Below are 14,174 nucleotides of genomic sequence, written 5' to 3'. Positions count from 1 at the left end.
CGGTTGACAGCGTACGCCCTACGCCTAACCTGTTGAGAGTACGCCGTACGCCTACGAGGATGGTGTCCCATGCGCATGTCCCCGAACCCGACCCGCACCCGCCCGGCACCCGGCGACCGGGTGCCGACCCGCACCCTCACGCCCGTCCTCGGCCCCGCGCTGACCCTCCCGGACCCCGGACGGACCGTCCACGTCCAGTTCCGGCGCTTCGCGGGCTGCCCCGTCTGCAACCTCCATCTGCGGTCGGTGGTCCGGCGCCACGAGGAGATCGAACGGGCCGGGATCCGGGAGGTGGTGTTCTTCCACTCGCCCGCCGAGGAGCTGCGCGAGCACGTGGCCCACCTGCCGTTCGCCGTCGTCGCCGACCCCGACAAGCTGCTGTACGCCGAGTTCGGCGTGGAGTCGCACCGCCGGGCCCTGCTCGACCCGCGCGGCTGGCACGCGATCGTCGGGGGCGTGCTCCGTGACGCCTGGAGGCTGCTCCGCGGCAGGGGCAGGCTGCCGGCCACCTCGCAGCCGGCCGGCCGCCTCGGTCTCCCGGCCGACTTCCTGATCACCCCCGAGGGCCGTGTCGCCGCGGCGAAGTACGGCGAGCACGTCTACGACCAGTGGTCGGTCGACGAACTCCTCGCCCTGGCGGCGGAACTCGGGGACGGGAAGGTCAGGGCGTCCAGCTGACCCGGTGCTCCTCCAGGTGCGAGAGGACCGCGTGGTTCGCCTCCCAGCCGTCCGGGAACGAGACGGCGACGCCCAGCTGGACCGGTTCCGTCGACGGGTGGGCGTCGAGCAGGTCCGCCACCCCCGCCCGGCAGACCACCACACACGCGTGCCGGTGCCGGGAGGCGAGCACACACAGCCGGCCCGTCTCCAGATGGAAGGCCGTCGCGTCGGGCCGCCCGGACAGCGGGTGGAGGACGACCGTCACGTCGTACTCACGCCCCTGGAGCCGGTTCGCGGTGTCCACGGTCACGCCCGTCACACCGAGCTCCGCGAGCGCCGCCCGGACCGCGGCCGCCTGGTCGCGGTGGGCGGTGCCGACCGCGACCCGGTCGGGCGTCAGGGGCACGGGGGTCTCCGAGCGCTCCGAGACCGCGGCCCCGCCCCGGTCCAGGAGCCGGCGCACCACCAGGGCGACCGCGCCGACCGCCTCGGGATCGGTGCGCGGGGTGTGCCGGGCCGGAAGTTCGAGCAGACCCCAGCCCGACTCCGCCGCCTCGTCGAGGACCCGGTCGGGACCCGAACCGTCCGACGCCACCCCGAAGGAGAGCTTCCGGTCCCCGTCCCCGGTGCCGCTGCGGAACGGAGTGAACGGATAGAAGGCGTCCGAGACCAGCGGCGCCGCCGAGGCGGGCAGCCGCCAGGACACCGGCAGCCGGTGCTGCGGCAGCTCCGGGTTGTGCGCGAGCAGGGTGGAGACCGCGCTCGCCGACGGGTCGTACGAGAGGCCCGCCCACTGCTCCGCGCCCACCACCGAGAACGGGTCCAGCTGCCCGGGGTCGCCCACGAACAGCGCCCGCTCGAAGAGCCCCGCCACGGCCAGCAGCGCGTCCGAGCGCATCTGGTACGCCTCGTCGACGATCGCGTGCGCCCAGGGCTCGACGTTCTTCACATGCGCCCACTTGGCCGCCGTGGACAGGACGACCGGCAGACCGGCGAGGTCACCGGCCTTCGCCGACTTCCGTACGTTCTCCAGGTCCTCGAGCGCCTTGTCGTACGGGTCGCTGTCGTTCGAGTGCAGCCGGCCCACCTCCAGGTCCGGCTCCTTCTCGGCGAGCCGCAGCACCAGATCGTCCACCTGCGCGTTCGTCTGGGCCACCACCATCAGACGGCGACCGGCGGCGGCCAGTTCGAGCGCGGCCCGCACCACGAGCGTCGACTTCCCGGCGCCGGGCGGGGAGTCCACGACGACACCGCGCGCGGTGCCGTGCAGGGTGGCGGCCAGGATGTCCGCCGTCGCCCTCCCGGCCGCCGCCGACGGGTCGAAGGCCCCGGCGGTCCCCGGCGCAAGGTCGAACACGGTCACAGCACATCCTCCGGAGTCACGGCGTCGGGCAGTTCCACGGCGTCCGCGCGGGGCGGACCGCCGTGCGTCCAGGGCGTCTCCTCCGCCTCCGGCAACTGCGGCCCCACCCGCTGGTCGTGCTCGAACAGCGTCCAGGCGATCCGCTCGCCCTTCTCCGGCACCGAACCCTCCGCGGGCTCCTTCGACCGGCCCATCCTGTCGAGGATCCGCAGCAGCAGCGCCCCGTCCTCCTCGTACCGCACGAACTCCGCCGACTGCGGTTTCCCGTCGAGCGAGCGGAACACCTTCACCTTCTCGCCCAGGTGCGGCCGGTCCTCGGTGCGGACCGTGAGCAGCGGGCGCGGTGCGGGCCGCTTCGACTCCGTCCAGGCCATCGTCACCTCGACCACCTCGGCCGTGAACGCCTCGCCCGACAGCCTCCGCCCGGCCAGGACCAGGGGATCGTCGAGGGCCTCCTGCGCCTCCAGCTGACCCTGCGCCTGCTCCCGCGCGGCGAGCTTCCGGGCCGCCGTCACGGCGTCGTCCCGGCGCGGCTGCGGCGGCTCACCGGCGGTGACCCGGTCCCGGTGGGCGGTGAAGGACCAGCGGTCGCGGGTCCAGCGGTCCTCGACCCTGGCCCCCTCCGGCAGCTCCCGGAGCAGACCGATCGCCCGCCAGACCGCCTCCCACGTCGGCTTCATCCGGGAGGCGACCAGCCGGCGCACCTCCCTTTCTGCCCGGTGCAGTTCGCCGAGCCCGCGCTCGGCGGCCTCGCCGTCCTCGGCGGCGCCGACGGCCTGCCGGGCCCGGTCGTACCGCTCGATCGCGGGTGCGAGGAGCCGGTTGTCGAAGGCGGGGTCGGTGGCGGGTCCGGCCGGTGGGCACAGCAACTGCCCCTCGGAGTCCCGCCCGACCTCGGCCCGCAGCGCCGCCTCGGAGCCCGGCTCACCGTCGTGGGGATCGATCCACGCGAGCAGCGCCCCCAGGTGCTGGTCCTCCAGGGAGGACTGCCCGGTCGCCCAGTGCCGGTTGAGGAGATCGGTCGCCGACAGCAGCAGCGAGGAGCCGGGCACCCGGGCCCGGTCCCCGAAGTGCGTCAGCCAGCGCCCGAGCAGCGGGACGCGCGGCGGCGCCGGGAACGGCGTCTCCGGGTCCTGCTCGGCCGTCCGCCGGAACCGCGTCGACCGCCCGAGCAGCCGTAGGTACTCGACGCCCGCCCGGCTCGGCACGATCAGCTGCGGCGCGTCCGCGCACAGCTCGACCTCGACCTTCACCTTCTTGCCGGTCTCGGGATCGACCTCGCTCCGCTCCGCCGCCTCGACGACGTCCGCGAAGGAGTCGATGTACGGCAGGACCTCCTCGGCCAGCTCGGCGAGGAACGCGAACCGCAGGTCACGGTCCCGGGGCTGGGCCACCACCAGAAGCCGCGGCTCCTCCGGGTCGGTGCCGACGAGCGCGCCCAGCGGGGCGCCCGCCTCACCGGCCGTCGTCAGCGGGACGAGGACGAGGGGCCGCCCGGAGAGCCGCCGGTGCCGGACGGTGGCGAGCGGCTGCGCCCGGCCCGACTCGACGGCCTCCATCCGGGCCAGGGTGGAGATCAACGACATGCGGGGGCCTCCCGGGGCACGGCGCGGGCGAGGGTTGTCAGCAGGGGCATTCGACGTGCTCCCGGGGAGTGCGTGCGGCCGCCGACTCCAGCGCCTCCTGGCGCAGTGCGCGCGCCCGGCGCAGCGCCGCCACCGCCGGGTCCTCCGGATCGCCTTCCTCGCCGCGCGCCGCCGCGAGGACCGCGCCGACCGTCGTCAGACCGCCCAGCTCCCCCCGTACCGAACGGCCCAGGGTCTCCACGGCGCCCGCCTCCCGGGCCCGCGACCGGCAGTGGAAGGCCAGCTCGCAGGCGGCCAGGCACTCCGGCGCGTACTGATGGGGCACGCACTCCACGGCGGCTGTCAGCTCCTCCGGCGAGCGCTCCGCCACATCGAAGCTGACGCCCTCCGGCAGGGCTGCCGCGATCTCGTCGATCCGGGTCAGCCGGGCGAGCTGACGCCGGGTGACCGACCGCTGCTTGCGGACGTCGACGACCGAGGCCGTCGGCACGTTCGAGAAGTCCTTCGGGCAGACGAGGAGCACCGACTGGGCGACCCGCGCGCCCTCCGTCAGCGCCGCCACCCGTTCGAGGGCCAGCACGTACACCGCGGCCTGGCGGGCCGCCGCGCCCACCTTCGACGCGTCCGCCGCGCCGTCGACCATCGGGAAGGACTTGATCTCCACGACCGTCCACCCGCCGTCGGGACGGACCACCACCGCGTCCGGCTCCAGATACACGGGTGAGCCCGCCACTTCGAGGGCGAGCAGCGGATGGTCGAGCAGCGTCCACCCGTCGGCCCCGGTCGCCTCCCGCAGCGCCAGCGCCGTGCGCGCCACCCGTCCCTGGGGGCCGGCCGCGGCCAGATCGGGCACGGACACCGTGCCCGGCTCCTCGACCCCGATCAGACGCAGCAGCTCACGGCCGCCGTCCGCCTTGACCTTCGCCTCGAAGGAGTTGCCCCGCACGATCGCGAACTGCGACTGTCCGAACGGGGCCGGCGAGCCGAGCTTCGCGGCCAGCGCGGACTTGTCGACCCCGGCGCCGTCGAGCAGGGCGCGTCGCCTGCACCCGGGGTTCGCGGCCAGCGCCGCGAGGGCCCGCGCGTCCAGCGGACGCGGCGGGACGGTCGGTCCGCGCAGCTCAGCGAGAATACGTGTCGTCTGCGGGGGTCGTGACAGACCGCTGTCCTGGGATGCGCTCACCCGCGGAAGTCTCGCATCCGGCACTGACAACCGGGGGCGCTTCGGCGACCCGGGGTGTTTCGGCGGCCCGGGACACGGCCGCAGTCCCGCGCACCCGGCCGGCCAGACGCAGCGCGTAGGGGGTCAGCAGCAGACCCGCGCCCATCACGGCCGCGCCGGCCACCGCGTCGAGCAGATAGTGGTTCGCGGTCCCCATCACGACAACCGTCGTGAGCAGCGGATACGCCACCCCGAGGGCCTTCGCGGCGGGCGTCCGCCCGTACCGCCACAGCATCACCCCGCACCACAGCGCCCAGCCCACATGGAGGCTGGGCATCGCCGCGTACTGGTTCGTCATGCCGCCGAGCCCGCGCGGCGCGCTGGCCTCGCCGCCCCACCAGCCGTACGCGCTGAAATGCGCCATCGTGTCGGTGAAGCCGTACGCCGGGTCGAGCAGCCGGGGCGGGCAGGTCGGCAGCAGCGTGAAGCCGACGAGACCGAGCAGCGTGGAGACCATCAGCCAGGTGCGGGCGGCCCGGTACCGCGCGGGACGGCGCCGGAAGAGCCAGACCAGGATCGCCGGGGTGACGAGATAGTGCAGTGAGGCATAGGCGAAGTCCGCGGGTATCCCGAGCGCGGGCACGCCGGTGAACAGCCGGTTCAGCGGATGCTCGGCGTCGATCCCGAGCAGCTCCTCGAAGCGCAGGATCGCCAGCCCGTGCTCGACGGCCGAGGCCTCGTCGCCCCGTACGAGCAGCCGCCCGCCGGTGTAGGCCGCGTACACGACCGCGAGCAGCGACAACTCGGCCCACCAGCGTGGCTTGCGCATCGAAAGGTCCCCCCAGACGGTGATCGCCCCGGGGGAGGGGACGCGGGGAGTCGCCCGGGGGTTGCCCGGACGTCACCCCGAATGCATCTGGGCGATGATGGGAGAGGCACGTCCGCACCGTGAAACCCCTGGAGATCCTTCCCATGGCACCGCGCATCCTGCTCGCCCGGCACGGCCAGACCGAGTGGTCACTTCTCGGCCGGCACACCGGCAGGACCGACATCCCGCTGCTCGACGAGGGGCGGCGCGGCGCGAAGCTGCTCGGTGAGCGCCTGCACCGCGGCCCCTGGCAGGGACTGCCCGGCATGGAGGTGCGCACCAGCCCGCTGGTCCGCGCCAGTGAGACCTGCGAACTCGCCGGCTTCGGCGAGCGGGCCGAGCCCTGGGACGCGCTGATGGAGTGGGACTACGGGGCGTACGAGGGGCTGACCCCGCCCCAGATCCAGGACATTCGGCCGGGCTGGTTCATCTGGCGCGACGGAGTCCCCGAGGGCGAGACGATGGCGCAGCTCTCGGACCGTGCCGACGAGGTCGTGAACTGGGCCCGGTCCGCCGACCGTGACGTCCTGGTCTTCGCGCACGGGCACATCCTGCGCTCGATCGGCGCCCGCTGGCTCGGCGAGGACGTCTCCTTCGCCTCCCGCATCCGCCTCGACCCGACGAGCCTGTCCGTCCTCGGCTGGGCGTACGGCGCCCCGGCGGTCGAGCGCTGGAACGACACCGGGCACCTGGAGTAGAAGACCTCCCCGGCGGGCCGGACCGGACCGTCGGAAGGGCCCCGTCGGGAACTCGTCGGCGAACCCGCCCGTGAGGCACGCCCGGGAGTTCCGTCCGGGACCTCAGTACGAGGCCAGGACCCGACGGGTCTCCGAGAGCATTCCGCGGATCCGCGCCGAGGCGATGCCCTCCAGGGACTCCGTCACCCGCTTCGCCTCCGCCGCGGCCTCGTCCGGGCGGCCGGCGTGCGCCAGGTCCTTGGCGAGATGCGCGCGGTAGAGCGCCAGGTTCCGCGCGAAGTGCGGGTTCTGCAGGACCGTGGCCCGGTGGGCGTGCCGGGCCGCCCGCCCCCAGTCGCCCAGCGCCGACCAGCACTGGGCCTCCAGGGCCTCCCGCTCCGGCTCCCCGAAGAACGACATCCACTCGGGGTCGCCGTCGGCCGGGCCCCGGTCGAAGAAGCCGTGGGCGCGGCCGAGGGCCTGCTCACAGGCCGAGCGGTCGCCGATCCCCGCCCACGCGGCGGCCTCCCGCAGCGACAGCAGGGAGAGGAGCCGGGCCGAGCCCAACGGCTGCGCGGCCCGCAGACCCGCCTGCGCCGCCCGTACCGCCTCGCGGTACCGGCCGGTGTCCCGGGCCAGGAACGAGGTGTTGCAGAAGGCGTGCGCCTCCAGGGCCGGGTTGCCCGACACCCGCGCGGTGGCCAGGGCCTCGGCGTAGTGGGAGCGCGCGTCGTCGTGGCGGCCCGAGTCGTGGGCCAGCCACCCGACGGAGAGGGAGAGCTCACCCGCGCCCGCGTGCAGCCGGTCCTCGGTGGAGCGGCGGGTCATGGTCCCCGTGTCGAGCAGCGTGTACGCGGCACGCAGCGGCTGGGCGGCGACCTTGTAGAGCCCGTCGGCGCCGTGCCGGTCGTCGAGCAGCCGGATCCGGCGTACGGCGTCCTCGACGGCGAGCACCTCGGCCTCGCCGATCCGGTGGGTGCCACGGGGGGCGGGGATCGCGACGGCGGGGCCGCCGAGTCCCAGCGAGGCGGCCGCCAGGGTGGCGGAGCCGCTCGTCATGAATGCGCGACGCAGCACGTCGCTCTCCTCATCGTTCCGGGGCGGGATGGCGGCGGGAGTCGGAGCCCCGGCCGCGACCGGCTGCCGCCGGCCGCGCACCGTCTCCCGCGCGGAGAAGCCCAGGTCGGAGAGGCCAAGACCGGGGAACATATGCAGGAAGACCCGTTCGTACGCGTAGTTGGGGCAGCGGATCTCGCCCGCTTCCACGCGCCCGATGTAGCGGGCGTCGCACGCGACCTGTTCGCCGATCTCCCGCGCCGCCCGACGAACCGTCGCGGCGAACTCCGCCGGCGAGTGCTGTCCGCGGAGCCGTCGGAAGGCGAGATTGGGAACTGCCCGTGACATCGCCATGGCCGAGCCCTCTCCTGTGCTGCCGGGTGTTCCGGCAGCACAGGAACGTACCTGCTGTGACCGGACGCGTACGCAGAGTTTGGCTACAAATCGGATATCTCGCCTGTGATCTGCCATGAACTGCCATCCTTTGCGGCGGCATGGCGCCGTAGCCGTTGACGCGCACGGGCGTTGAACCGTAAGGGAGAGACGGAACGTGTCTCCTCAGGAGCGAGGAGGGGTCCCCATGTCGGAGATCGGTTCGCAGTCGGCCACGTGGCACGCGCCCGCCCCGGAGGCCGACGGGCCCCAGTCCGCCGCCGAGCCCTGGGACCTGGTGACCGTGCCGGTCCGGCAGGGCCTCGAGGCCGTGGACATCCTGCGTCGCGGTGCCGCCCCGGCCGTCGGCCCCGTCGTCCACGACGGCACCTGCGACACCCTCGGCTTCCTGGTCCCGCCCGGCACGGCCGCCGCCTGGGACATGCCCGGCAGCGCGTGTACGCGGACCTCGGGGCGGGGCCTTCGCCTCCCGGAGCTGCCCGAGCTCCCCGAACCGGCCGGGGACGCCCCCCGCCCCGCCGGCTGGCTGCTGCCCCCGGGCGACACGGACCCGGTCACCGACCCCGTCGTGCTGCGCCGGGCGCTCGGAGAGGCGGCCCGGCTCATCGAGGCGGCCGACGGCTGTCACTGACCGACCCGACCCGACCCAGCCTGAGCTGACCTGACCTGACCTGACCTGAGTTGACCCGACCCGACCCGACCCGACCCGGTTCGGCGAGGCTGCCGACTGCCGTCACCGAGGCCGCCCAACCCGGTGGATCTCCCGCCCCCGGCCGTCGGGCGCCGCCCTCGCGCCAGGACCGATAATGGGCCCGTGGCCAGGAACAAGCAGCGCGACCGGGCGGCGGCCGCCGCCTCCGTCGTCGAGACCGTGGACGGCGGGCTCGCCGAACTCATACCCGACCGGGAGCGCCCGCGCGCCTGGACGCTCCTCATCGACGGCGCCCCGCAGTCCCACGTGGACCTCGACGACCCGGCCCACCTCTCCTTCGAGTACCAGCGGCGCCTCGGCCACATCGCCGACCTCGTCGCCCCGCCGAACAAGCCGCTCCAGGTCGTCCACCTCGGCGGCGGAGCCTTCACCCTCGCCCGGTACGTCGCCGCGACCCGGCCGCGCTCCACCCAGCAGATCGTGGAACTCGACGGGGCCCTCGTCCAGCTCGTCCGCCGGGAGCTGCCGCTCGACACCGGGGCCCGTATCCGGGTCCGCTCCGCCGACGCCCGCGCCGGGCTCGCCAAGGTCCAGGACGGCTGGGCCGACCTGGTCGTCGCCGATGTGTTCAGCGGGGCCCGCACCCCGGCCCATCTGACCAGCACCGAGTTCCTCGCCGAGGTGCGGCGGGTGCTGCGGCCCGGCGGCTTCTACGCGGCGAACCTCGCCGACGGTCCGCCCCTGACCCATCTGCGCGGCCAGATCGCCACCGCCGCCTCCGTCTTCCCCGAGCTGGCGCTGACCGCCGATCCGACGGTGCTGCGCGGCCGCCGCTTCGGCAACGCCGTGCTGCTCGCCTCCGACCGGGAACTGCCGGTGGCCGAGCTGACCCGCCGGGTCGCCACCGACCCGCACCCGGGTCGGGTCGAACACGGGCGGGCGCTCGCCGACTTCGCCGGGGGAGCGGCGCCGGTCACCGACGTGAGTGCCAAGCCCTCACCCGTACCGCCCGCGTCCGTCTTCCGCTGACCACGCAGGGGCGCGCCGCCGCGGCCCGGACGCCACGGCCCGGACGGGCGGCTCAGACGGCGCGGTCCTCGATCTCCACGCGGGGCGCCGTGTCGTGCCACACGCAGAAGACGGACAGCTCGCGGCCGTTCGCGGTGAACGTGACCCGGATCCAGCTCGGCTGCTTCCACACCTGCATCTGCCAGCCGGAGGCCGGGATCGCCGAGACCAGCTCGGCCGAGGTCTCGCCCAGGTCGAAGGTGACCCGGCCGCCGTCCACCGTGTAGCTCTTCACGTTCGAACCGGAGTCGGCCGGGGGCGTGGTGGGGGCATCGGTCGTCGGCTTCGGCCGCCGGGACGGGGAAGTGGACGGGGTGGCCGGGGTCGAACGGTCGGCGCTCGGCGTGGGCTTCGTCGTGGCGGGCGCGGAGGGCTCGGTGGTGCCGGGCCGCCGGGTCGAGGAGGTCACCGGATCGCTGCCTGCCGTGACCGGCTCGTCGGCGCTGCCGGCCGGGAGGGGCAGTGCGCGCGGGGGGTCGTACACAGTGCCGGACAGCACCGTGTGCACTCCCCACCAGGACAGAGTGACCGCCGCGCCGGTGGCGAGCGACCAGGCCAGGGCGTGAACGAGTCCTCTTCGCATCGGGGCCATATTGCACCACGTCCCCGGAACCCCCGCCGGAGGGTGGCCTCTCCTTCACATTCCCCCGAATGGCGTACGGTGCGGCCCATGGCAAGTGTGCTCGTGGTCGAGGACGACCAGTTCGTGCGCTCCGCCCTCATTCGTCAGCTGTCCGAGGCGTCCCACACGGTACGGAGCGTCGGTACGGCTCTTGAGGCGTTGCGCGAGGTCGCCCATTTCCGTTTCGACGTGGTCATCCTGGACCTCGGACTGCCCGACCTGGACGGGTCCGAGGCGCTCAAGATGCTGCGCGGAATCACCGACGTACCGGTGATCATCGCGACCGCCCGGGACGACGAGGCGGAGATCGTACGGCTCCTGCACGCCGGGGCCGACGACTATCTCGTGAAGCCCTTCTCGGTCGACCACCTCTCGGCCCGGATGGCCGCCGTCCTGCGGCGGGCCCGGTCCGGCGGGGGCGAGGCGCCGCCGTCCCAGGTGATCCGGGTCGGGGGGCTCACCGTCGACCCGTTGCGCCGTCAGGCGGAGCTCGACGGGGCGCCGCTGGACCTGACCCGGCGCGAGTTCGACCTGCTGGCCTTCCTCGCCGGGCGGCCCGGTGTCGTCGTCCCGCGCAAGGAACTGCTGGCCGAGGTGTGGCAGCAGTCGTACGGGGACGACCAGACCATCGACGTCCATTTGTCATGGCTGCGGCGGAAATTGGGTGAAACGGCCGCCCGGCCCCGCTATCTGCACACCCTGCGCGGGGTCGGTGTGAAGCTGGAGCCGCCCCGGGAGCCGCAGCCGTGAGATGGGCCCTCGTCAAGGTGTCCCTGGCCGTCACCGCCATGGTCGTCTTCGCCTTCGCCGTACCCCTCGGGCTCGTCGTCAAGGAGATGGCCCGCGACCGGGCGTTCTCCAACGCCGAACGGCGGGCCGCCGGCCTCGCCCCGGTGCTCGCCATCACCACCGACCGCGAGGAGCTCGACAAGGCCGTCGCCACCACCGAGGACGGGTCCGCCGGACGGCTCGCCATCCACGTGCCCGTCGGCGAATCCGGCGACACGCCCCTGGAGATCGGCACCCGGCGGGCGGGCGACGAGGAACTCGCCGCCACCCGCCGGCTCGGCCGGGCCTCCATCGCCGAGGTCCCCGGCGGTTTCGTGCTGCTCCAGCCCACCGCCCTCAGTAGCGGCAAGGTCGCCGTCGTCGAACTCTTCGTCCCCGAGGGCGAGGTGTCCAACGGCGTCGCCACCGCCTGGCTGGTCCTCGCCGGGGTCGGCATCGCCCTGATCGTCGGCTCCGTCGCGGTCGCCGACCGGCTCGGCGTCCGGATGGTGCAGCCCGCCCAGCGGCTCGCGGGCGCCGCCCACGACCTCGGCGAGGGCAAGCTCGGCGCACGCGTCCCCGAGGAGGGGCCGCCCGAACTCAAGTCGGCCGCCGTCGCGTTCAACTCGATGGCCGACCAGGTCGTCCAACTGCTCGCCAACGAGCGGGAACTGGCCGCCGACCTCTCCCACCGGCTCCGTACCCCGCTCACCGTGCTCCGGCTCAACGCCGCCTCGCTGGGCTCGGGACCGGCCGCCGAGCAGACCCGCGCGGCCGTCGAGCAGCTGGAGCGCGAGGTCGACACCATCATCCGCACGGCCCGCGACGCGAAGCCGCAGACCCAGGCCACCGGGCCCGGCGCGGGCTGCGACGCCGCCGAAGTGGTGCGCGAGCGGATGGAGTTCTGGTCGGCGCTGGCCGAGGACGAGGGCCGCCGGGTCCGGGTCGCGGGCGTCGACCGCCCGGTCCGCATCCCGGTCGCCCGCCCCGAACTCGTCGCCGCGCTCGACGCCCTGCTCGGCAACGTCTTCCGCCACACCCCCGAGGGCACGGCCTTCTCGATCGACGTGCACAACGGCGACGACGCCGTCATCGTCCTGGTCTCCGACGCGGGTCCCGGCATCGCCGACCCCGCGGCCGCGCTCGCCCGGGGCAACAGCGGTGCCCGGGACGGCTCCACGGGCCTCGGCCTCGACATCGTGCGCCGGATGGCCGAGACCACCGGCGGTGACGTGCGCATCGGGCACTCGGTGCTCGGCGGCACCGAGGTCCGGATCTGGATCGGGCTCGACGGGCGCCGCACGGGTGCCACCGGCCGCCGTGGACACCGCCCGGCCCGCCGTCGGCGCGGGGGCACGGGCACCCGCCGGGCCGTCGACGGCTGACCGTCCGGCCCTTTCCCCCTCTTCCCCCGGCGCGGAACCTTTCGTGGTTCCGATGCCTTCCTTAAGCGGACCCTAAGGATCCCGACGGGTGTCCCCGGACGCCCGTTTGTCCGTTCTCCGGTCGCTAGCGTGCTGCCGCACCCCTTCCCCACCCCCCAGCACCCAGAGGCAGGCACGCGATGGGCACCAGTTCGCACCGGCGCACGACGAGCACCAGGACCAAGGTCGTCGGGGCGATCGTCGCCGCGGCGGTCGTCGGCGGCGCCGCGTTCGCGCTCACCGGTACGGCCCAGGCCGCCGCGGTCGGCGCCGCGTACACCAGGACCAGCTCCTGGACCGGTGGCTACACCGGCCAGTACGTCGTCACCAACGAGACCTCCGCCGCCCAGTCCGACTGGACCCTGGAGTTCGACCTCCCCGCCGGCACGACCATCAGCTCCCTCTGGAACGGCGAGCACACCGTCTCCGGCAGCCATGTCACCGTGAAGCCCGCGAGCTGGAACAAGCAGCTCGCACCCGGCCGGTCCGTCACCGTCGGCTTCGTCACCTCGGCCGCCGGACAGGCCGGCGACCCCGCCAACTGCCTCATCAACAAGGCCGCCTGCTCCGCCGGAGGCACCGCCCCCACCCCCAGCGGCCGCCCCACCGGACAGCCCACCGTGACGGCCTCCCCTTCGGCCACCACGACCCCGAAGCCGACCGCCACGGCCACCACGAGCCCGAAGCCGACGGCCACCGCGACCACCGCGCCGACCCCCACCCCGACGCCCACCGCGACCGCGACCGGTGCCCCCGCCGCCGCTGCGAGGTACGCCCCGTACGTCGACACCTCGCTCTATCCCGCGTACGACCTGCTCGCGACCGCCGACGCCACCGGGGTGAAGGAGTTCAACCTCGCCTTCATCACCTCCGGCGGCTCCTGCGCCCCGCTGTGGGGCGGGGTCACCGACCTGGCGAACGACAAGGTCGCCGCCCAGATAGGCGCCCTGCGCGCCAAGGGCGGTGACGTCCGGGTCTCCTTCGGCGGCGCCGCCGGTCACGAACTGGCCCTGAACTGCTCGTCCGCCTCGGCGCTGGCCGCCGCGTACGGCAAGGTCGTCGACCAGTACAAGCTGACCAAGGTCGACTTCGACGTCGAGGGCGCGGCCCTGCCGAACACCGCCGCCAACACCCGCCGCTCGCAGGCGATCGCCCAGCTCCAGAAGTCCCACCCCGGCCTGAACGTCTCCTTCACCCTGCCGGTCATGCCCGAGGGCCTGACCCAGCCGGGCGTGGACCTGCTCGCCGACGCCCGGCGCAACGGGGTCCGCGTCGACGCCGTCAACATCATGGCGATGGACTACGGCCCGGCGTACAGCGCCGACATGGGGACGTACGCGATCCAGGCCGCGACCGCCACCCAGGCCCAGATCAAGGGCGTCCTCGGGCTCTCCGACGCGGCCGCCTGGAAGGCCGTCGCCGTCACCCCGATGATCGGCGTCAACGACGTCACCACCGAGATCTTCAAGGTCGACGACGCCACCCAGCTCGTCGACTTCGCGAAGTCCAAGGGGATCGGCTGGCTCTCGATGTGGTCCTCGACCCGTGACAAGCAGTGCCCGGACGGCGCCGTGAACCGCGCCGACGCCACCTGCTCCTCGATCCTCCAGCAGCCGCTGGCCTTCACGAAGGCCTTCGCCGCCTACAAGTAGGCCCCACGGCACCACCCCAGGAACCATCTCGCCCCCCCCACCGCGCGCCCCGGCCGGAGACACCCCACCTCCCGGCCGGGGCGCGCACCCCTTTTCCCGGGCCCCTCCCGTGCCCGCCTTCCCGCGCCGCCGTCGAACGTCTTCGACGATTCCCGGACCTTGACCGTGTTCTGACAGCACCTCAATAGTGGGAGCGCTCCCATCCAATCTTCGACGGGATACC

13 protein-coding genes are annotated in these 14,174 nt (G+C 74.0%); 7 read left to right on the top strand and 6 right to left on the bottom strand.

Features of this window, described 5'->3' with window-relative positions:
• Positions 1 to 69 precede the first annotated feature (69 nt).
• Positions 70 to 678 (top strand): peroxiredoxin-like family protein, encoded by a 609-nt coding sequence (locus tag IE311_RS02190; RefSeq protein ID WP_308439785.1) that lies wholly within the window; start codon positions 70 to 72, stop codon positions 676 to 678.
• On the opposite strand, the gene IE311_RS02185 is transcribed toward IE311_RS02190, so the two are convergent.
• From IE311_RS02185 to IE311_RS02170, 4 genes are read right to left on the bottom strand one after another with little or no spacing between them, the layout of a single operon-like run.
• Entirely contained in the window at positions 662 to 2,023 is a 1,362-nt protein-coding gene (locus IE311_RS02185; RefSeq protein ID WP_189829765.1) for an AAA domain-containing protein, read from the bottom strand. The genes IE311_RS02190 and IE311_RS02185 overlap by 17 nt on opposite strands.
• On the bottom strand, positions 2,020 to 3,609 hold the full coding sequence (locus tag IE311_RS02180) for a hypothetical protein (RefSeq protein ID WP_189829764.1): 1,590 nt from the start codon (positions 3,607 to 3,609) through the stop codon (positions 2,020 to 2,022). Before IE311_RS02180 ends, IE311_RS02185 begins: the two co-directional genes overlap by 4 nt.
• 37 nt (positions 3,610 to 3,646) lie before the next feature.
• Positions 3,647 to 4,792 carry a hypothetical protein gene (locus tag IE311_RS02175; RefSeq protein ID WP_189829763.1) on the bottom strand — a complete coding sequence of 382 codons (1,146 nt, stop codon included), beginning with the start codon at positions 4,790 to 4,792 and terminating at the stop codon, positions 3,647 to 3,649.
• A complete protein-coding gene (locus IE311_RS02170; RefSeq protein WP_189829762.1) occupies positions 4,731 to 5,600 on the bottom strand; it encodes a phosphatase PAP2 family protein in 870 nt (289 codons plus the stop codon). The genes IE311_RS02175 and IE311_RS02170 overlap by 62 nt, the downstream gene beginning before the upstream one ends.
• A 143-nt stretch (positions 5,601 to 5,743) precedes the next feature.
• On the opposite strand from IE311_RS02170, the gene IE311_RS02165 reads away from it, so the two are divergent.
• Positions 5,744 to 6,337, top strand: coding sequence for a histidine phosphatase family protein (locus IE311_RS02165; protein ID WP_189829761.1), 594 nt, complete (start codon positions 5,744 to 5,746; stop codon positions 6,335 to 6,337).
• Between the two features lie 102 nt (positions 6,338 to 6,439).
• Here IE311_RS02165 and IE311_RS02160 read toward each other — a convergent pair whose 3' ends face one another.
• Complete coding sequence (locus IE311_RS02160; protein ID WP_189829760.1) at positions 6,440 to 7,726, bottom strand: tetratricopeptide repeat protein; 1,287 nt, start codon at positions 7,724 to 7,726, stop codon at positions 6,440 to 6,442.
• Between the two features lie 226 nt (positions 7,727 to 7,952).
• Here IE311_RS02160 and IE311_RS02155 point away from each other — a divergent pair, with 226 nt between their 5' ends.
• On the top strand, positions 7,953 to 8,396 hold the full coding sequence (locus IE311_RS02155) for a hypothetical protein (RefSeq protein ID WP_189829759.1): 444 nt from the start codon (positions 7,953 to 7,955) through the stop codon (positions 8,394 to 8,396).
• 183 nt (positions 8,397 to 8,579) lie between these two features.
• Entirely contained in the window at positions 8,580 to 9,446 is an 867-nt protein-coding gene (locus tag IE311_RS02150) for a spermidine synthase (RefSeq protein ID WP_189829758.1), read from the top strand.
• A 52-nt stretch (positions 9,447 to 9,498) separates the two neighbouring features.
• Here the strand turns inward: IE311_RS02150 and IE311_RS02145 are convergent, their stop codons facing one another.
• A complete protein-coding gene (locus IE311_RS02145; protein ID WP_189829757.1) occupies positions 9,499 to 10,077 on the bottom strand; it encodes a hypothetical protein in 579 nt (192 codons plus the stop codon).
• A 78-nt stretch (positions 10,078 to 10,155) separates the two neighbouring features.
• Here IE311_RS02145 and IE311_RS02140 point away from each other — a divergent pair, with 78 nt between their 5' ends.
• From IE311_RS02140 to IE311_RS02130, 3 genes are all read left to right on the top strand, one after another.
• Complete coding sequence (locus IE311_RS02140; protein WP_189829756.1) at positions 10,156 to 10,857, top strand: response regulator transcription factor; 702 nt, start codon at positions 10,156 to 10,158, stop codon at positions 10,855 to 10,857.
• A complete protein-coding gene (locus tag IE311_RS02135) occupies positions 10,854 to 12,260 on the top strand; it encodes a sensor histidine kinase (protein ID WP_189829755.1) in 1,407 nt (468 codons plus the stop codon). Before IE311_RS02140 ends, IE311_RS02135 begins: the two co-directional genes overlap by 4 nt.
• A gap of 179 nt (positions 12,261 to 12,439) precedes the next feature.
• Positions 12,440 to 13,951 carry a glycoside hydrolase family 18 protein gene (locus IE311_RS02130; protein ID WP_189829754.1) on the top strand — a complete coding sequence of 504 codons (1,512 nt, stop codon included), beginning with the start codon at positions 12,440 to 12,442 and terminating at the stop codon, positions 13,949 to 13,951.
• Positions 13,952 to 14,174 lie beyond the last annotated feature (223 nt).

Origin of the sequence: Streptomyces zaomyceticus (assembly GCF_014656215.1) — a bacterium.
Taxonomy (GTDB): domain Bacteria; phylum Actinomycetota; class Actinomycetes; order Streptomycetales; family Streptomycetaceae; genus Streptomyces; species Streptomyces zaomyceticus.
This window is presented reverse-complemented; position numbering and strand designations above follow the sequence as displayed.